This window comes from Ideonella sp. (genome assembly GCF_041918995.1).
Lineage (GTDB): Bacteria > Pseudomonadota > Gammaproteobacteria > Burkholderiales > Burkholderiaceae_C > Ideonella.
The window spans coordinates 46,446-64,007 of the sequence record NZ_JAYRUN010000017.1; the positions used below are offsets into that span (position 1 = coordinate 46,446).

Below are 17,562 nucleotides of genomic sequence, written 5' to 3' on the forward strand. Positions count from 1 at the left end.
ACCCGCGCCGTCAGCGCAGCGGGCCGTCGGCCTCGTCGGGGCTGTCGCAGGCCAGCGGCAGCAGCACGTCCACCGACGGCAGCGCGATGCCGCTGTGCTGCGCCACGTCGCGCGCCAGCGCGTACAGCAGCAGCACGTCCCGGTAGGCCGGCAGGTCGAACAGCTCGTTCGCATCCGCACGGCGGAAGAGCATCGCCTCCAGCAGCGCCATGGCTTCCACCGGGTCGTCCCAGCAGGCCTGCAGGCGCTCGATGACCTCGGGGTAGTCCTCCAGGTGGCGGCCCGCCACGGGGCCTTGCGCCCAGTCGGGCGCGTAGGCGTTGAAGCGGCGGTTGAAGCGCGTGCGGATGCGTTCGTAGCCGTCCGGATCGTTCTGGCGGTGGTAGATCTCCAGCAGCTTCGTGTAGGGCAGCGGGCTCATGCCGCCCGTGCTGCGCAGGTGCGACATCAGCAGGTCGATGGCCGCGTCCTCCTGGCCCAGCGCGATGAAGAAATCCGCCTGCTGCTCCAGATCGAGCAGTTCCTCCACCGACACCTCCCGCACCGTGCCCGCCTCGGAGGCGGCCTCGACGGTGGCCGCCGGGTCCGGCTCTGCGGGCAGCCGGGGAAGCTCCGCCACGGTGCGCTCGGCCGGCAGGTCGACCGACACCGAGGGCGCTAGCGCCTGAGGCAGCGTCGGAGCGGCGAACGGGCGCGGGCCCTCGTCGGGCCGGGCTGGCGCGGTGTGCGCCTCGTCCAGCCGCCCCAGATCGGACGGCGGGACGAACTCCACCGGCCCCAGGTCGTCCACGGCCGGGGCCGGCGCACGGGCGTCGCCGGCCCGACCGTCGGTCCGACCGTCGGCCCACCACGCCGGCTCGCGGGCGGCCGCCAGGCGCGACTGCCGGCGCAGTCGCCAGGCCAGCCATCCGGCCACCCCCATCGCGAGCGCGAGTGCCACGGCGAGCCAGGGCACGGCCTGGCCCTGCGTCTGCGCGGCCTGCATCTGGGCGCGCAGCGCCGCTGCGGTGTCCTGACCGGCCTGCCGTTCCTTCTGCAGCTCGCGCAGCGTGCGCTCCAGCCCTGCAAGGCGCTGCGCATCGGACACGGTCTCGCTCTCGCTGGCCGCGGGCTCGGCCGCCGGGGCCGGCATGAAGACAGGCTCCTCGATGTCCAGCTTGAGCTGCGGAGGCGCCACCTCCAGCAGCAGGCGCGCGCCGGGTGCCGCGGTGGGGGCTGGCCGCCGTGTGCCGGGTGCCTGTGCGCGCGTCGAGGCGGGCGGCAGCGGCCTCTCGACGGTGGCCCCCGGGGCGGCCGGTGCGCGGTCCGCGCGGGGGCGTGCCGGTCGCGCCGGGCGGGCGGCGGGCCGCGCCTCTCCCAGGGATGGCGGCGAGTCAGCCGCTGAGGGTGGCGGGGCGGGGGCGGCGGGCGCGGGCAGGGGAACACCGCCCGACGGGCCGGTGCCAGCCGGATCGGCCAGCACGGTGAAGCGGCGAGAGAACCGGCGGTCGCAGCCCAGCGCGACAGTCACCTCCAGCACCGGCTCGTCGACCACGGGGCTGCTCGTGACACGCAGCAGCCACTGGCCCGGGCCCTCGGCCCGCACCACCGCCTGCGCGGAGCGGGTGCCGGCCACCGGCTCCAGGCGCGCGCGGAGCAGGTCCTGCCCCCAGCGCGACTCGCCTGCCAGCACCTCGGCATGCACGCAGCCGGGTTCCACCGCATCGCCCGCTTCCAGGCGGACCGGGATGGCCAGCTCGAGCGGTTGCCCGAGGGTCACCGCCGACTGCAACCGGCCGATGCCCAGCGCCTGCGCCGAGGGAGCCAACGCCGTGAGGGCGGAAGCAAGTGTCAGCGCGGTCGCTCGTGGGGGCATGCCGAGTGGCACTGGTTGGGGTGGTCGGGGCACTCTATCACGTTTGCTTACGAACACGGGCTCAGGCTATGGACGAAACGGCCGCCCAGGCGGGTGCAAGAATGGCTCCCGTCCCGACCCAGACGCGTGGCCCCGTCGGCTGTGCGCGCCCATCATGCCTTCACAGCTCATCACTGCCCAGGAAGACCAGACGCTGGTCCTCACCCTGTCGGGCACCGAGACGCGCAACTCGTTGTCGCCCCAGGCGGTGACGGCCGCCATCGAGGCCCTGGGCACCGCCGAATCGAACGCCGAGGTGCGCAGCGTGGTGCTGCGTGGTGACGGCGCACACTTCTGCGCCGGCGGCGACCTGCGCCGCATCGGCGGGGCGCGTGGGCGGCCGCCCGAGGCGCAGGCCGCCTCGATCGACCTGTTCCATACCCTGGTGGACGCGCTGCGCAGCTTCCCCAAGCCGGTGATCGCCGCCGTGGAAGGCTTTGCCGCCGGCGGGGGGATGTCGCTCGCGCTGGCCTGCGACCTCATCGTCGCGGCGCGCGATGCGCGCTTCGTCATGTCCTATGGCCGCGTCGGCCTGTCGCCCGACGGCGGGGCCACCTGGCACCTGGCCCGCGCCCTGCCCCGCGCGCTCGCGCTGGAGCTCGTGTGGCTGGCTGAACCGGTGTCGGCCGAGCGGCTGCATGCGCTGGGGGTGGTGAACCGGCTGGCGGAGCCCGGCCAGGCGCACGCGGCCGCACTCGCCCTGGCCGTGCAGCTGGCCGCCATGGCGCCCAATGCACTGGCCAGCGTGAAGGAGCTGGTCCAGGCCGGTCCCGGCCGCAGCCTGCAGGCGCACATGGATGCCGAGCGAGATGCCTTCGTGGCGAATCTATTCCATGACAACGGCGGCGAGGGCCTGGACGCCTTCTTCGCCAAGCGGCCGCCGCAGTTCCGCTGAGGCGCGCCGCGCCCCCGCTAGAGGTCGTAGCCCGGCAGCTGCCGGTCGAGGCGGCGCTTGAGCCCGGGCCAGGCGAGGTTGGCGCCCTGCCCCTTGGTCACCTGCGCCGCCTGGGCCATGGCCGTGCGGATGATCTCCGGCTCGATCGTGCTGAGCGGGGTGCCGCCCGCCATCGCACGCACCTGGATCGTGCAGGCGGCCTCGAAGAAGTACATCGCCTGGAAGGCCTCGGCCACGCTGCGCCCGACGGTCAGCAGGCCATGGTTGCGCAGCATGAGGTGGCGGCGGTCGCCGAGGTCGGCCACCAGACGCGGCTTCTCGTCGTCCCGCAGCGCGACGCCCTCGTAGTCGTGGTAGGCCAGGCTGGCCAGCACGAAGATGGAATGCTGGGAGATGGGCAGCATGCCGTCGCGCTGCGCGGACACCGCCACGCCGTTCAGCGTGTGCGTGTGCAGCACGCATTGCGCGTCGTCGCGGGCGGCATGGATGGCACTGTGGATGGTGAAGCCCGCGGGGTTCACCGGGAAGGGTGAGTCGTCCAGCTTGCGGCCCTCGGTGTCCACCTTCACCAGGCTGGACGCCGTGATCTCCTCGAACATCATCCCGTACGGGTTGATGAGGAAGGCATGCCCCTGCCCGGGAACGCGGGCGCTGATGTGCGTGAAGATGAGGTCGTCCCACTTGAACAGGGCCACCAGACGGTAAGCCGCGGCGAGGTCGACACGGACCTGCCATTCCTCGGGCGGGCAGCCCGGAGGCGGGGCGGTGTCAGGCGCAGTGGGGGTGCCCATGGAGACCTCCTTGCAAAGGGGTGAAGCCGAGCGATCGGCTTATGGACAATACCGAGGCAGATGATGCGCTGGCTGTCGCGTCAGGGACAAATGATGAATACCCCCATTCTTACAATCGACGAGCGACACAACATCGATTCAGGCGCATGGTTTTCCTCGCTCTCCCCCGCACTGCGTGCCGCCATCCTGGCGCGTGCCAACGTGCGGCGGCTGGCGGACGGCGCACCGCTGGCGGCCAAGGGGACGCCCGCGGAGGACTGGACCGGTGTGGCCAAGGGGGCGGTGCGCGTGAGCTCGGTGTCTCTCTCGGGCAAGCAGGTGTCGCTGACCTACGTGGAGCCCGGCACCTGGTTCGGCGACATCGCCTTGTTCGACGGGCTGCCGCGCACGCACGATGCCCACGCCCATGGCCCGACGACGCTGCTGGTCGTGCGCAAGGCCGATTTCAAGGAGCTGCTGTCGCAGCACGTGGAGCTGTACGACGCGCTGCTGCGCCTGAACTGCCGTCGGCTGCGGCTGATGTTCAACCTCATCGAGGACCTGAACACCAAGCCGCTGGCCGCCCGCCTGGCCAAGCAGCTGCTGCTGCTGGCGAAGAGCTACGGCATCGCGCAGGGCGAGGAGATCCGCATCGGCCTGCAGCTGGCGCAGGAAGACCTGGCCCAGCTGCTCGGTGCCTCTCGCCAGCGCGTGAACCAGGAGCTCAAGGAGCTGGAACGCGACGGCGTGCTGCGCGTGGAGCCCACGCGGCTGGTGGTGCTGTCGCGCGAGAAACTCATGGCGGTGACCGACCGCTGACTGCCCGGCGGCTCATCCCGCCGCGGGGATGAACCGACCGATGGAACAGTACACCGGCACCAAGCCCGTCGCCGCCAGCCACGCCTTCGACGTGGCGGCCCTCGAGGCCTACCTGGCCGACCACCTGCCGGGCTTCGCCGGGCCGCTGAGCGTGGAGCAGTTCAAGGGCGGGCAGTCCAACCCGACCTACAAGCTCGTCACGCCCGGGTGTGCCTACGTGATGCGCAGCAAGCCCGGCCCGGCGGCCAGGCTGCTCCCGTCGGCGCACGCGATCGAGCGCGAGTTCCGCGTCATGTCGGCACTGCGTGACACCGCCGTGCCGGTGACGCAGATGCACCTGCTGTGCGAGGACGAGGCCATCATCGGACGCGCCTTCTACGTGATGGAGTTCGTGCAGGGGCGTGTGCTGTGGGACCAGGCCCTGCCAGGCATGACGCCGGCCGAGCGTGCCGTCCACTACGACGAGATGAACCGGGTGATCGCCGCGCTGCACAGCGTGGACGTGGCCGCGGTCGGCCTGGCCGACTACGGCAAGCCCGGCAACTACTTCGAGCGCCAGATCGGCCGCTGGAGCAAGCAGTACCTGGCCTCGGTGACCGGCCCCAACCCGGCCATGGACGAGCTGCTGGCCTGGCTGCCCGCGCACATCCCGGCCAGTGCACGTGACGAGAGCCAGGTGAGCATCGTGCACGGCGACTACCGGCTGGACAACCTGATCTTCCATCCCACCGAGCCCCGCATCACGGCCGTGCTCGACTGGGAGCTGTCCACCATCGGGCACCCGCTGGCCGATTTCAGCTACCACTGCATGAGCTGGCACATCCCGGCCGGGCTGTTCCGCGGCATCGCGGGGCTGGACATCGCTGCGCTCGGCATCCCCGCCGAGCGCGACTACGTGCACCGCTATTGCGAGCGCGTGGCCGAGCGCACGGGCCGCGGCATGGACGTGGATGCCGTCATGGCCGACTGGAACTTCTACCTCGCCTACAACCTGTTCCGTCTCTCCGCCATCGCGCAGGGCATTGCCAAGCGCGTGGTGGACGGCACGGCCTCGAGTGCCTCCGCCCGCGCAACGGGCGACATGGCTCCCCGGCTGGCTGCGCTGGCCTGGCAGTTCGCCCAGGCGGCCTGAGCGGCCCCAGGGCCGCGCACCGCGTTCATTTCTCGATCACCGGGCACACGCCCCAAGGACACGCCATGGACTTCGGCTACTCCCCTCGCACGCAGGAACTGCGCGCCGCCGTCTCGGCCTTCATGGACGAGCACATCTTCCCGGCCGAGGGCCGCTACTGGGCCGAGCTGGAGGCCAACACGCAGGCCGGACGTCGTTGGACGCCGCTGCAGGTGATCGAGGAACTCAAGCCCAAGGCCCGGGCCGCCGGGCTGTGGAACCTGTTCCTGCCCGAGAGCGAGTACGGCGCGGGACTGAGCAACCAGGAGTACGCCCCCCTGGCCGAGCTGATGGGCCGGGTGCTGTGGTCGAGCGAGGTGTTCAACTGCTCCGCCCCCGACACCGGCAACATGGAAGTGCTGGTGCGTTACGGCACGCCCGAGCAGAAGAAGCGCTGGCTCGAGCCGCTGCTGGCCGGGGAGATCCGGTCGGGCTTTGCCATGACCGAGCCGGCGGTGGCCTCCAGCGATGCCACCAACATCGAGGCAAGCATCCGGCGCGACGGCGACGAGTTCGTCATCAACGGCCGCAAGTGGTGGACCAGCGGCGGTGGCGACCCGCGCTGCAAGATCCTCATCTTCATGGGCAAGACGGACCCCGAGGCGCCGCGCCATTCGCAGCAGTCCATGATCCTGGTGCCCATGGACGCGCCGGGCGTGAAGATCATCCGCCCGCTCAGCGTGATGGGCTACGACGACGCACCGCATGGCCACATGGAGATCCAGTTCGACGACGTGCGTGTGCCGGCCAGCCACCTGCTGCTGGGCGAGGGCCGCGGCTTCGAGATCGCCCAGGGACGCCTGGGCCCGGGCCGCATCCACCACTGCATGCGCCTGATCGGGCTGGCCGAGCGCGCCATCGACCTGATGTGCCAGCGCGCCCTGCAGCGCGTGGCCTTCGGCAAGCCCATCGCCCAGCACGGCGTGACACAGGAGCGCATCGCGGAGGCCCGCTGCCGCATCGAGCAGGCCCGCCTGCTCACGCTGAAGGCCGCCTGGATGATGGACGTGGCGGGCAACAAGGCGGCCAAGGCGGAGATCGCCATGATCAAGGTGGTGGCGCCCCAAATGGCCTGCCAGGTGATCGACTGGGCCATGCAGGTGCATGGCGGCGCCGGCATGTGCCAGGACTTCCCGCTGGCCTTCTACTACGCCCAGGCGCGCACCCTGCGTTTCGCCGACGGCCCGGACGAGGTGCACCGCAACGCGATCGCCAAGATCGAGCTCGGCAAGCACCTGCCGCCGCGGCACTGAGCGGCCGGATCAGCCGCCGTCGTCCTCCGCATCCGGGGGCGGCGGCGACAGCCGCGCCTGCTCCAGCGCCAGGTCGAAGAGGTTCATGGCCGCCTGCACGCCGGCCACGTCCGGATCGGGCATGGCCACGCGCAGCGTCAGCCGGCCGCGGTGGGCGATCAGCGCGAACGGCGGCGCATCGGCGGGCGGCAGCTTCGCGCGGGCCGCCAGCGCATCGCCGAGCGGGCCTTGCACCCAATGGGCCAGCCACGGCACATGGCTGCTCGCGGCGGCATAGTCGACCTTCAGCCCGCCCATCAGGGCGCCACTGAGCCGAGGCGACACCGCGAGCCAGCGCACCTCCTCCGGCAGGGTGTCGTCGATGCGGGTGCGCACCCGCCCCACCGCCTGCGCGAACAGCTCGCTCTCCACCGTGTCCATCAGCGCCTTGGGCATCACCACGGCATGCATGTCGGCCGGCATCACCAGCTCGCCACGCAGTCGCAGCTCGTGCGCACCCAGGTAGTGGCGATGCGACGGGCCCCATTCGATGCGGCCCGCCAGCTCGCCGGGCCGTGTCTCGATGACGAAGCCGGGCTCGTCGCGGATGCCGCGCAATGCCCATCCGGTGCTCTCGCACCAGGCCTGCAACGCCTCCCGGCCCGCGTCGGGGCCGCCTCGGATCCAGCGCCGCAGGAGCTTCAGCATGTCGGCTGGTTTAGAGTGCCACCAGGGGCCACTGTCGAGGAGCCAAGGTCATGATCGAAGTGTATTCGTGGGCCACGCCCAACGGGCACAAGGTGCACATCATGCTCGAGGAGTGTGGCCTGCCCTACCGCGCCATTCCTGTCGACATCGGCGCCGGGGACCAGTTCGAGCCGCGGTTCCTGGCCATCAGCCCGAACAACAAGATCCCGGCGCTGGTCGACCCCGATGGACCCGATGGCGAACCCATCTCGCTGTTCGAATCCGGCGCGATCCTGCTGTACCTGGCCGGCAAGACCGGCCGCTTCCTGCCCGCAGGCACCCGAGGCAGGTACGAGGTGCTGCAGTGGCTGATGTTCCAGATGGCCAGCGTGGGGCCCATGCTGGGGCAGGCGCACCACTTTCGCATCTACGCGCCCGAGCGGATCCCCTATGCCGTCGACCGCTACACCAACGAGGCGCGACGGCTGTACGGAGTGATGAACCGCCGGCTGGCGCAGTCGCGCTACCTGGGCGGCCCGGACTACTCCATCGCCGACATCGCCGTCTTCCCCTGGCTGCGCTCGTGGAAGAACCAGGGCATCGCCTGGGACGAGTTCCCGCACCTCAAGGGCTGGTTCGACGAAATCGCCAAGCGGCCGGCCGTGCAGCGTGGCGTGGAGGTGCTGGCAGACCGGCGCAAGCCCATCACGGACGACAAGGCACGCGAGGTGCTGTTCGGCGCCCGCCAGTTCGCCCGGCGCTGATCCGTAGAATCGCGCCCGCGCTGCCCGTAGCTCAACTGGATAGAGCAGCTGCCTTCTAAGCAGCAGGTCGGGGGTTCGAGTCCCTCCGGGCAGGCCAGATCGGCGTGCGGTGCGTCATGCCCACGTGCGCGCCGTGCCCCTCTGCCCAGCACGGGCACGGCGGCACGAGGTACGCTCGCGGCGATGTTGTCCATGGAGCCGCCGATGTCGCGCCTGCAGTCCCACCTTCGTGTCCTCACCTGGGCGATCGCCGTGTCCGCGGCCGGTGCCGCGCACGCCCAAGCCACGCGCACATGGGTGTCCGGTGTCGGCGACGACGCCAACCCGTGCAGCCGCACGGCGCCGTGCAAGACCTTCGCAGGCGCCATCTCCAAGACGGCCACGGGCGGCCAGATCAGCACGCTGGACCCTGGCGGCTACGGTGCCGTCACCATCACCAAGGCGATCACCATCGTCTCGGAGGGATCGGGTGAAGCCGGCGTCCTGGCGCCGTCCAGCAACGGGGTCACCGTGAACGCGCCCACGGGCAGCATGGTCTACCTGCGCGGGCTGCAGATCGAAGGCGCGGGCACGGGACTCGCCGGGGTGATCGTGCTGAGTGGCGACGTCCACATCGAGAACACCTCGATCCGCAACTTCCGCGGCAGCCCCGGCGTGGGCATCGACAACCGCGCCACCGCGCGTTCTCGGGTCTTCGTGTCGAACAGCTCCATCCTGGGCAACCTCATCGGCGTGCGGTCCAACCCCACCGCCGTGAGCCCGGTGTTCCTGTGGGACACGCTGGTGGACCGCTACGAACAGACCGGCCTGCTGGGCACGGGGTCGTTCGCGGCCTTCCACCTCAACCGGGCCACCGTGATGGGTGGCCCTGTGGGCATCTCTGCCCCGGCGCCCGCCAAGGCCTACACCTACGGCAACAACGTGATCGGCAGCCTCGAGGCCGGCACGGTGCTCACCCCCATGGCCCTGCAATGACGTGAGTCCCGGCGCCAGGCGGCGGAATGCCGCTTGCCCGTCCTGGCCATGGACGAAAGGCCAGGCATGAACGACGCGCAACTGCAGGAAGTCGAGGACGTGTACCGCCTGCTCCGCAAGGGGCTGGGACACGAGAAGGTCACGGACGACAACGTCCAGGCTCTGATACGGCGGGCCGAGCAGGACGGGCAATCCGTCCTGGCCACCGAGCTGCGCGAGTGGCAGTCGCCGTGCGGCGGGCCCTCCGGCGAGCAGGCGTGAGCGCGCCTCGCGACCGCACCGCACCGACGGCTGCGTCCGGCAGGCGCTGAGCGACGCGGCCAAGCCGCGGTGGGCGGATGGTCGGGGTGAGACGATTCGAACGTCCGACCCACTGCTCCCAAAGCAGTTGCGCTACCAGGCTGCGCTACACCCCGACGAAGGGGCGCATTGTAGCCGCCGGGTCGCGGCGCCTGGCCGGCTCACAGCGCCGCGTCGCTGACCACCACCCCGTCTTCGTCCGCGTAGAGCCAGTCCCCGGGGCGCACGAGGGCGCCGGCGACCTGCACCGGCACGTCCAGCGCACCGCCCGGCATGCCGCTGTGGCGGGCGGTGGGCAAGGGGCAATGGCCCAGGGCCGCAATGCCCACCTGCGCGGCGCGCAGTTCGGCCAGGTCGCGCACGGCGCCGTGCACGAGCACGCCGGCCCAGCCCTGCGCCGCCGCGAAGCCGGCGAGGTTGCCGCCCAGCACCGCACGGCGCAGGGACGCGCCGGCGTCCACCACCAGCACGTGCCCGTCACCGGGCGTCTGCAGGCGCTCGCGCAGCAGGGCGTTGTCCTCGAAGCAGCGCAGCGTGCGCACGGGGCCGTGGAACGCGGCGTGGCCGCCATAGAGACGGAACACCGAGGGCAGGACGCGGAAACCCACGGCATCGCTGTCGCGGAAGCGGTCGCACAGGTCGCAGGTGGACGGGCTGGAGGCAGGCATGGTCAGGCTCCTGGTTGCGGGCCGCGGGCGGGCGCCAGCGGCTGGTGGTCGCGGGTGACCTTGAGGATGATGGACGTGCTGGTTTCGGACAGCTCGCAAAAGCGCGAGACCACGGCGTCGAGGTGCGCCACGTCGACGACGGCGATCTCCAGCACCCAGCTGTCCTCCCCGGTGACGTTGTAGGCGGTGACCACCTCCGGTGTGTCGCCCACCAGGCGCACGATGCGCCCGTACTCGGCGCGCCCCACGCGGATGATCGCCCGGATGCCGTAGCCCAGCGCCTGCGGGTTCACCGTGGCGCGGTAGCCGGTGATGACGCCGGCCGCCTCCAGCTTGCGCACGCGCTCGGTCACGGCCGGTTGCGACAGGTGGACACGCCGGCCGAGCTCCGTCATGGACAGCCGCGCATCGGCTTGCAACTCGGCCAGGATCCGGGCGTCGTAACCGTCGAAAGACAGGGTGTCGGGCATCTGCAAAGCCTAACACCCATTCGACCTTGACTTTCCGGCGCCCCGCCCGCACAACACCTTTGAAGTCGCATGGATCCAGGCGGCGCGCTTTTCTAGCATGTCCACCATGACGACCGCTCTCGCCTCCCGTTCCGCCTGGCCCGGCCTGTCGCCCCTGGTGCTGGCCTGCCTGGCCGCCACCTGGCTGGTCTGGGGTTCCACCTACCTGGCGATCAAGTACGCGCTGATCAGCTTCCCGCCCTACTTCCAGATGGGCACGCGCTTTCTGGTGGCCGGCGCCCTGCTGCTGGCCTGGATGCGCTGGCGCGGTGCCCCGATGCCCAGCGCGCTGCAATGGCGCAATGCGCTGGTCTGCGGCGCGTTGATGCTCGGTGGAGGCATGGGCGGCACCGCGGTGGCCGAGACCAGCGTGGGCTCGGGCCTGGTGGTCGCGTTCATCGCCGTGCTGCCGCTGATGATCGCGCTGGTCAACCTCGCCTATGGCGTGCGGCCGGGCCGCCTGGAAGCCGGCGGCATCGCGGTCGGCCTGGCGGGCGTGCTCATGCTCACCCAGGGCGCCAGCTTCCAGGCCTCCACCGAAGGACTCGTGGCCGTCACGCTGGCCTGCCTCACCTGGTCGATCGGCAGCGTGCTCAGCCAGCGCACCCTGCCGCTGGCGCCCGGGCCCATGGGCTTCGCCAGCGAGATGCTGTGTGGTGGCGCGGTGCTGATGGGCATGTCGTGGGTGGCAGGCGAGGCACCCGTGTGGCCGCCCGAGCCCGTGGCCGTCGGCGCGTGGCTGTACCTCGTGGTCTTCGGCTCGCTGATCGCGTTCAATGCCTACATGGTGCTGCTGGCGCAGGCCTCGGCCGGCCTGGCGTCGAGCTACGCCTTCGTCAACCCGGTGATCGCCATGCTGCTGGGCGTGGCCATCGCCGGGGAAACGGTGACAGGCTACGAATGGTCCGCGGTGGCGGTGGTGCTGGCGGGCGTGGTGCTGCTGCTAGGCGGCCGGCGCCCCGCCTGACGGGGCGGGCAGCCGGTCATGCCGCGGCCAGCGGCCGCCGGCGTGTCACGCCCACCAGGCCGGCCGCCGCCACGCCCAGCACCAGCGCGAGCGCGGAACCCATGAACACGGCCTGGGGGCGGCCGCCGTCCATCAGCGCGCCGAAGATGGGCGCCGCCACGGCAAAGCCCACGTCCAGGCCGGAGTACACCGTGCCATAGACGCGACCGGTGGCGCCTGGTGGTGCGGCGCGCTTGATGAGCATGTCGCGCGAAGGCCCGGCCAGGCCGGTGCCGAAGCCGGCCACGGCCACCAGCGCCGCCGAGAGCGCGCCCGGCAGCCAGCCGGTGCCGGCCAGCACCAGCAACACGGCGGCCGCTGCCATCGCCACGGCGATGTTGCGCTCCAGCGCATCGCCCCGGGCGACGAGGAAGCCGCCCATCACCATGCCCACGGCACCGCACAGCATGTAGCCGGTCACCACGAAGGCCGTCAGGCCTACAGGCAGGCCGAACATCTGCTGCAGCGCCGGACTGGCAAAGCTCTGGATGGCGCTCAGTGCCGCCGTGGTGAAGAAGAAGAACGAAAAGCACAGCCACACCGATGGCAACTTCAGGAAGGCCAGCGGATGCTCCGCCGGCACGGCGCCGGCCGCCTTCTCGTGCGCCCACTGGCCGATGCGGTCGTCGATCGCGTCGCGCTTGAGCAGCAGCACCGCCAGCACCACCGCGGCGAGCAGCGCGCAGCCGAGGTACGCCATGCGCCAGCTGCCGGTCGCCTCGGTCAGGCCGATCAACACGACCGGCGCCAGCGCCCAGCCGAGGTTGCCCGAGATGCCATGCACCGAGAAGGCGTGTCCCAGGCGCGGGGACGACACCCGCTTGTTGAGGATGGTGAAGTCGACCGGGTGGAACGGTGCGTTGCCCAGCCCGGCCAGCGACGCCGCGAGCATCAGGCCGGCGAAGCCGTTCGCGCCCGCGGCCGCCACCGCGGCGGCCACGAAGCAGGCCACGGCGGCGAAGAGCACCGGCCGCGCCCCGGTGCGGTCCACCAGGAACCCCGCCAGGGCCTGGCCCACGCCGGAAATGACGAAGAAGGTCGTGACCAGGAGCCCGAGCTCGGAATAGCTGAGCCCGAAGTCCCGGATGAACACCGGGAACAGCGGCGGCAGCAGCATGTGGAAGAAATGCGAGCAGCCGTGTGCCAGGCCGATGAGCCCGATGGTGGTGTAGTCGGCGCGGGCGGAGGGGCCCGGTGGGCTGCCAGCCGGTAAGGTGACCGTGTTCATCGACCCCACTGTAGGCAGCCCGAACCCGGCCTGGTTACGATAGCTTGCCAACATCTGTCGACTTTCAGCCACCGATGAGCGCCCTGCCCCCTCGCCCCGCCAGCGTGCCGCCACTGGACCCGCAGCGCTACGCGCCCTCGGCCGAGCGGCCGCTGCGCGCCAAGGCGCGCCAGATGGCCCACCAGATGAACATCCAGCCGCACGAGCACGCCTGGGCGCAGCTGGTGTTCTCGGTGGCTGGCGCGGTGCGCGTGTCGGCCCGGCACGCCGGCGCGGACAGCAGCTACCTGGTGCCACCCGCCCGCGCGGTGTGGATCCCGCCGGGCGTCGTGCATGCGGTGACGGCCGTCGAGCAGGCCGACCTGCGCACGCTGTACCTGGGCGAGCCGGCGGTGCAGGCCCTGGCCGCCCGGTCGCCCGGGGGGGGATGGCGGCACTGCCGGGTGCTGGAGGTGTCTGCGCTGCTGCGCGAGCTGGTGCTGCAGCTGGCTGCGTGCGCGGACGACCCGCTGGCCGGCGCAGCGGCGCGCCAGCGCGACGCGGCCATCACCACGCTGGTGGTCGACGAACTGGCGCAGGCGCGCGCCCTGCCCCTGGGCCTGCCGCTGCCGTCCGGGCCGCGGCTGCGCCGGATGTGCGAGGCCATGCTGGAGCAGCCGCTGCGGCACCCCGACATCGAAGGATGGGCGGCGGAGGCGGCGACGAGCCCGCGCACGTTGTCGCGCTGGTTCCGCGACGAGCTGGGCACCAGCTACGCCCAGTGGCGCCAGCAGCTGCTGCTGGCCCGGGCGCTGCAGCTGGCGGCGCGCAAGCAGCCCATGCAGCTGATCGCCGCCGAGCTGGGCTACGCCAGCCCGAGCGCCTTCAGCGCGATGGTGACCCGCGCGGTGGGCATGCCGCCCAGCCGCTTCTTCGCCGAGGCCTGAGCAGGCCGGGCGCCGCATGACCCCGGCGCCCGGCCTCGCCCAGGCCCCCACCTAGAATCCCGCCATGACGGATGCTGTCTACGACTACACGCTGCAGGACGCCACGGGCGCCACCTGCACCGCCCACGCCTGGGCCAAGGTGCCGGTGCCGCTGAGCCCTGCCCAGCGCGACGACCTCAAGACGCGCGCCGCCCGGCTGCTCAAGGCACACGACGCGGTGCTGGTGGCCCACTACTACGTGGACGGCGACCTGCAGGACCTGGCGCTGGAAACCGGCGGCTGCGTGGCCGACTCGCTGGAAATGGCGCGCTTCGGCCGCGACCACCCGAGCCAGACCCTGGTGGTGGCCGGCGTGCGCTTCATGGGCGAATCGGCCAAGATCCTGTCGCCCACCAAGCGGGTGCTGATGCCGGACCTGGACGCCACCTGCTCGCTGGACCTGGGCTGCCCGCCCGACGACTTCGCCGCCTTCTGCGACGCGCACCCCGACCGCCAGGTGGTGGTGTACGCCAACACCAGCGCCGCCGTGAAGGCCCGCGCCGACTGGATGGTGACCAGCTCCTGCGCACTGGCCATCGTGCGCCACCTGAAGGCGCAGGGGCAGAAGATCCTGTGGGCCCCCGACCGCCACCTCGGCCGCTACATCCAGCAGGAAACCGGGGCGGACATGCTGCTGTGGCATGGCGCCTGCATCGTGCACGACGAGTTCCGCGCGCTGGAGCTGGACCTGCTCAAGGCCGAGCATCCCGAGGCCATGGTGCTCGTGCACCCCGAGTCGCCCGAGGGGGTGGTGCAACTGGCCGACGTGGTGGGCTCCACCTCGCAGATGCTCAAGGCGGTCATCGAGGGCCACGCGAAGGAGTACATCGTCGCCACCGACAACCGCATCATGCACCGCATGCGCCAGCTGGCACCGGGCAAGACGCTGATCGAGGCGCCCACGGCCGGCAACTCGGCCACCTGCAAGAGCTGCGCGCACTGCCCCTGGATGGCCATGAACGGCCTGCAGGGGCTCGTGGACTGCCTGGAGCACGGCAGCGGCGAGGTGCATGTCGACCCGGCAGTCGGCCAGCAGGCCGTGCGCTGCATCGACCGCATGCTGGCCTTCGTTGCCGCCCACCCTGCGGCCCTGGCACCCAAGGTGCAGGGCATGGTGCGCGGCATCGGCGCGGCCTGAGGAGACCGGCATGTTCGATCACGACGAGACCCTGGACGAGGCACGCGCACGCAATGTGCGCGACGCGCTGTTCGAGGACATCGGCCGCTGCGACTGGACCGGCCGGCTGGTTCCGGCCGGCCGCCGCGTGCGCGCCCGCGTCACGGTGCGAGAGGACGCCGTGCTGTGCGGCCGCGAGTGGTTCGACGCCTGCGTCACCGCGCTCGACCCGCAGGCCGAGCTGCACTGGCACTACGCCGAAGGCGCCCGCATGGCGGCCGACACGCCGGTGTGCGAGATCGCGGCGGACGCCCGGGCGCTGCTCTCGGCCGAACGGCCCGCCCTCAATTTCCTGCAGCTGCTGTCGGCCACGGCCACGGTGACCCGGCGCCACGTCGATGCCATCGCCGGTGCGTCGCCCAACCCCCGGGGCTGCGCGGTGCTGGACACGCGCAAGACGCTGCCGGGGCTGCGCCAGGCGCAGAAGTACGCCGTGCGCGTGGGCGGCGGCCAGAACCAGCGCCTGGCGCTGTGGCACGGCATCCTCATCAAGGAGAACCACATCGCCGCGGCCGGCGGCATCGCCGCCGTGCTGCACCAGGCGCGCGCGCTCGACGCGGGCGTGGACATCCAGATCGAGGTCGAGTCGCTCGCCGAGCTGCAGCAGGCGCTGGACGCCGGCGCGACCAGCGTGCTGCTGGACAACTTCACCCCGCCCCAGATGCGCGAGGCGGTGGCCCTGACCGCCGGCCGCGCGCTGCTGGAGGCTTCGGGTGGCGTGACGCTGCCGGCGCTGCGCGAGATCGCCGCCACCGGCGTCGACCGCATCTCCATCGGCAAGCTCACGAAGGACGTGACCGCGGTCGACTACTCCCTGCGCGTGCTGGACGCCGTGGCCGGCTGACCCACGCCTGGCCCGGCGGCGGACGCCGGTGCCAGAAGCGCGCGGGAAACTGCACGCATTTCGGCGCCCGGGCCGGCGCCCGGCGCGCCACACTCGGCCGGATCGCCACTTCTGCCCCCGACCGAGATGGACACCTCGTCGATCCACAACTTCTACGAGAAGGCGGTGTACGCTGCCGTGCTGGACCAGGCCCGCCACTACCCACACCTGGAGGAGAACGACGACGTGCTCGCGGACATCGCCTGCGTCGCGCTGAACCGCCTGCCTCCGCGCTACATCCGGCACGACGTGGATTTCGCCTTCTTCCAGACGGAACACGAGCGCACGGAAAGCGAGCGCGCCGTGCAGGAGGCGGTGGAGTTCGCCTTCGGCTTCGTGCAGGCGCGCAACGCGATGCGGGCGCGCCGCTGAGCGACGCGCCGCCGCCGCCCGTCATTCGATCAGGCCGTACACCCGCTCCGGCAGCACCCGCGCAAAGCGCCGCGGGTCGCTGGCCGGGCCGACGATGGCGTAGTCGGCGTGTGCCGTGTCCCGCATGAGGCTGCTGGCCACCGGCTGCCCCGCGGCGTTGCTGAGGCTGGCCACGCGCGGTGTGGTGGCGCTGGCGCCGCGGTGCGTGACGACCGCCACCTCTCCGTTCTTCAGCGCCACCAGGTCGCCCGGCGGGTACAGCCCCAGGGCCTTGATCAGCCCCCCGGCCAGCGGCCCGCCACGCTCGTCCTGGAACAGCTGGCGTGCGGCCGACTGCACCGGCAGCGCCTGGCGGAACGCGCGCGGGCTGAGCTTGGCGGTGAAGACATCGGCCACGCCCAAGGCGCGTGCCACCTCGTCGATGTCGCGCCGCCCGGCCGGGTAACCCTGGCCATCCGTCCGTTCGTGGTGCTGGCGCACCGCCTCCAGCCAGGCGACGTCGCTGACGCCGGCGCCCATCAGCAGCGTCACCGAGGCCTCTGGGTGGGCGCGGATGGCCGCCCGCTGGCGCGCGTTGGGCGGGTCCGGCTCGGCCGCCATGTGCGCCTGCAGCTCGAGGATCGACACGTTCATGGTGAGTGCCGCGCGCACCAGCAGGTGCTGCCTGTCCGCCGGCCAGCCGAGCTGGCGGGCCAGCACCACCCCCACCGTCGCCGCGTGCAGGGCATGGGTCAAGGCGTACAGGGCAAAGCGGGTGTCCGGCGGCCGGATGGTCATGAACAGCGCCACGTCGACATCACGATCGACCTGTGCGATCAGCTGGTCGGCCAGCTCGTGCAGCTCGGGCCCGCACGCCATGCCGGCCAGGACCTTGCGCAGCAGCGCGTCCAGGTCCCAGGTCAGGCGCTCCCAGCGGTCGAACAATGACGGGCGCCGGTAGGTCGAGACCAGCGCAGCGCCCGCGCCGCCGCCGGCTGCCTCCCGCTGCTTGCGCGCGGTGTGCACCTGTTCGCTCTCGGCCCAGGCGCCCCGCTCCATCAGCATCTCCAGCTGGGTGTCGCTGACGATGACCTGCCCCTCGGCCAGCAGGCGCCGGCCCGCGGGATCGTGCACATGGAAGGGCAGCGGCTGGCCCACCGCCACCAGGTCGCGCACGGCCGCGAGCGGCGTGCGCTGAGACGTCTCCATGGTCCGGCCCTCCGGGCGGCAACCGCAGCCACCCCTGGGAGAGGTGTACCGCAACATAC

The 17,562-nt window shown here is 71.7% G+C and carries 19 protein-coding genes and 2 tRNA genes; 13 read left to right on the plus strand and 8 right to left on the minus strand.

Annotation, left to right across the window (positions count from 1 at the left end; translation table 11 throughout):
- Window positions 1–10: 10 nt before the first annotated feature.
- Window positions 11–1,855 carry a FimV family protein gene (locus tag ACE3UN_RS15340; protein ID WP_374675848.1) on the minus strand — a complete coding sequence of 615 codons (1,845 nt, stop codon included), beginning with the start codon at window positions 1,853–1,855 and terminating at the stop codon, window positions 11–13.
- A 154-nt stretch (window positions 1,856–2,009) separates the two neighbouring features.
- On the opposite strand from ACE3UN_RS15340, the gene ACE3UN_RS15345 reads away from it, so the two are divergent.
- Window positions 2,010–2,789 carry an oxepin-CoA hydrolase, alternative type gene (locus ACE3UN_RS15345; protein WP_374675849.1) on the plus strand — a complete coding sequence of 260 codons (780 nt, stop codon included), beginning with the start codon at window positions 2,010–2,012 and terminating at the stop codon, window positions 2,787–2,789.
- A 17-nt stretch (window positions 2,790–2,806) separates the two neighbouring features.
- Here the strand turns inward: ACE3UN_RS15345 and ACE3UN_RS15350 are convergent, their stop codons facing one another.
- On the minus strand, window positions 2,807–3,580 hold the full coding sequence (locus ACE3UN_RS15350; RefSeq protein ID WP_374675850.1) for a class II aldolase/adducin family protein: 774 nt from the start codon (window positions 3,578–3,580) through the stop codon (window positions 2,807–2,809).
- 93 nt (window positions 3,581–3,673) lie between these two features.
- On the opposite strand from ACE3UN_RS15350, the gene ACE3UN_RS15355 reads away from it, so the two are divergent.
- The 3 genes from ACE3UN_RS15355 to ACE3UN_RS15365 all read left to right on the plus strand — a co-directional run bounded on the left by ACE3UN_RS15355 (window position 3,674) and on the right by ACE3UN_RS15365 (window position 6,802).
- The gene (locus ACE3UN_RS15355) at window positions 3,674–4,378 is read left to right on the plus strand and encodes a Crp/Fnr family transcriptional regulator (protein WP_374675851.1); all 705 of its coding nucleotides are present in this window, start codon (window positions 3,674–3,676) and stop codon (window positions 4,376–4,378) included.
- Window positions 4,379–4,418: 40 nt separating this feature from the next.
- Window positions 4,419–5,510, plus strand: a complete 1,092-nt coding sequence (locus ACE3UN_RS15360) for a phosphotransferase (protein ID WP_374675852.1) — start codon at window positions 4,419–4,421, stop codon at window positions 5,508–5,510.
- A 65-nt stretch (window positions 5,511–5,575) separates the two neighbouring features.
- Complete coding sequence (locus tag ACE3UN_RS15365) at window positions 5,576–6,802, plus strand: acyl-CoA dehydrogenase family protein (RefSeq protein ID WP_374675853.1); 1,227 nt, start codon at window positions 5,576–5,578, stop codon at window positions 6,800–6,802.
- A gap of 9 nt (window positions 6,803–6,811) precedes the next feature.
- Here ACE3UN_RS15365 and ACE3UN_RS15370 read toward each other — a convergent pair whose 3' ends face one another.
- The gene (locus tag ACE3UN_RS15370; RefSeq protein WP_374675854.1) at window positions 6,812–7,489 is read right to left on the minus strand and encodes a hypothetical protein; all 678 of its coding nucleotides are present in this window, start codon (window positions 7,487–7,489) and stop codon (window positions 6,812–6,814) included.
- Window positions 7,490–7,539: 50 nt separating this feature from the next.
- Between ACE3UN_RS15370 and ACE3UN_RS15375 the strand changes: the two genes are divergently transcribed.
- The 4 genes from ACE3UN_RS15375 to ACE3UN_RS15390 all read left to right on the plus strand — a co-directional run bounded on the left by ACE3UN_RS15375 (window position 7,540) and on the right by ACE3UN_RS15390 (window position 9,468).
- Entirely contained in the window at window positions 7,540–8,232 is a 693-nt protein-coding gene (locus tag ACE3UN_RS15375; RefSeq protein ID WP_374675855.1) for a glutathione S-transferase N-terminal domain-containing protein, read from the plus strand.
- 20 nt (window positions 8,233–8,252) lie between these two features.
- Window positions 8,253–8,329 (plus strand) — tRNA-Arg (locus ACE3UN_RS15380).
- A 107-nt stretch (window positions 8,330–8,436) separates the two neighbouring features.
- Window positions 8,437–9,207, plus strand: coding sequence for a hypothetical protein (locus tag ACE3UN_RS15385; protein ID WP_374675856.1), 771 nt, complete (start codon window positions 8,437–8,439; stop codon window positions 9,205–9,207).
- A 66-nt stretch (window positions 9,208–9,273) separates the two neighbouring features.
- Window positions 9,274–9,468, plus strand: a complete 195-nt coding sequence (locus tag ACE3UN_RS15390) for a hypothetical protein (protein WP_374675857.1) — start codon at window positions 9,274–9,276, stop codon at window positions 9,466–9,468.
- A 78-nt stretch (window positions 9,469–9,546) separates the two neighbouring features.
- On the opposite strand, the gene ACE3UN_RS15395 is transcribed toward ACE3UN_RS15390, so the two are convergent.
- The 3 genes from ACE3UN_RS15395 to ACE3UN_RS15405 all read right to left on the minus strand — a co-directional run bounded on the left by ACE3UN_RS15395 (window position 9,547) and on the right by ACE3UN_RS15405 (window position 10,645).
- Window positions 9,547–9,623, minus strand: a tRNA-Pro gene (locus ACE3UN_RS15395).
- A 45-nt stretch (window positions 9,624–9,668) separates the two neighbouring features.
- The gene (gene rraA / locus ACE3UN_RS15400; protein WP_374675858.1) at window positions 9,669–10,175 is read right to left on the minus strand and encodes a ribonuclease E activity regulator RraA; all 507 of its coding nucleotides are present in this window, start codon (window positions 10,173–10,175) and stop codon (window positions 9,669–9,671) included.
- A gap of 2 nt (window positions 10,176–10,177) precedes the next feature.
- Entirely contained in the window at window positions 10,178–10,645 is a 468-nt protein-coding gene (locus ACE3UN_RS15405; RefSeq protein ID WP_374675859.1) for an Lrp/AsnC family transcriptional regulator, read from the minus strand.
- A 106-nt stretch (window positions 10,646–10,751) separates the two neighbouring features.
- Here ACE3UN_RS15405 and ACE3UN_RS15410 point away from each other — a divergent pair, with 106 nt between their 5' ends.
- Window positions 10,752–11,651 (plus strand): EamA family transporter, encoded by a 900-nt coding sequence (locus tag ACE3UN_RS15410; RefSeq protein ID WP_374675860.1) that lies wholly within the window; start codon window positions 10,752–10,754, stop codon window positions 11,649–11,651.
- A gap of 16 nt (window positions 11,652–11,667) precedes the next feature.
- Here ACE3UN_RS15410 and ACE3UN_RS15415 read toward each other — a convergent pair whose 3' ends face one another.
- On the minus strand, window positions 11,668–12,918 hold the full coding sequence (locus ACE3UN_RS15415) for an MFS transporter (protein ID WP_374675861.1): 1,251 nt from the start codon (window positions 12,916–12,918) through the stop codon (window positions 11,668–11,670).
- Between the two features lie 74 nt (window positions 12,919–12,992).
- Here ACE3UN_RS15415 and ACE3UN_RS15420 point away from each other — a divergent pair, with 74 nt between their 5' ends.
- From ACE3UN_RS15420 to ACE3UN_RS15435, 4 genes are all read left to right on the plus strand, one after another.
- The gene (locus tag ACE3UN_RS15420; RefSeq protein WP_374675862.1) at window positions 12,993–13,844 is read left to right on the plus strand and encodes a helix-turn-helix transcriptional regulator; all 852 of its coding nucleotides are present in this window, start codon (window positions 12,993–12,995) and stop codon (window positions 13,842–13,844) included.
- A gap of 64 nt (window positions 13,845–13,908) precedes the next feature.
- The gene (nadA, locus tag ACE3UN_RS15425; protein WP_374675863.1) at window positions 13,909–15,021 is read left to right on the plus strand and encodes a quinolinate synthase NadA; all 1,113 of its coding nucleotides are present in this window, start codon (window positions 13,909–13,911) and stop codon (window positions 15,019–15,021) included.
- A gap of 10 nt (window positions 15,022–15,031) precedes the next feature.
- Window positions 15,032–15,904 (plus strand): carboxylating nicotinate-nucleotide diphosphorylase, encoded by an 873-nt coding sequence (nadC, locus tag ACE3UN_RS15430; RefSeq protein WP_374675864.1) that lies wholly within the window; start codon window positions 15,032–15,034, stop codon window positions 15,902–15,904.
- A 126-nt stretch (window positions 15,905–16,030) separates the two neighbouring features.
- Window positions 16,031–16,315, plus strand: coding sequence for a late competence development ComFB family protein (locus tag ACE3UN_RS15435; RefSeq protein WP_374675865.1), 285 nt, complete (start codon window positions 16,031–16,033; stop codon window positions 16,313–16,315).
- Between the two features lie 21 nt (window positions 16,316–16,336).
- Here the strand turns inward: ACE3UN_RS15435 and ACE3UN_RS15440 are convergent, their stop codons facing one another.
- The gene (locus ACE3UN_RS15440) at window positions 16,337–17,503 is read right to left on the minus strand and encodes an HD-GYP domain-containing protein (protein WP_374675866.1); all 1,167 of its coding nucleotides are present in this window, start codon (window positions 17,501–17,503) and stop codon (window positions 16,337–16,339) included.
- Between the last annotated feature and the right edge of the window lie 59 nt (window positions 17,504–17,562).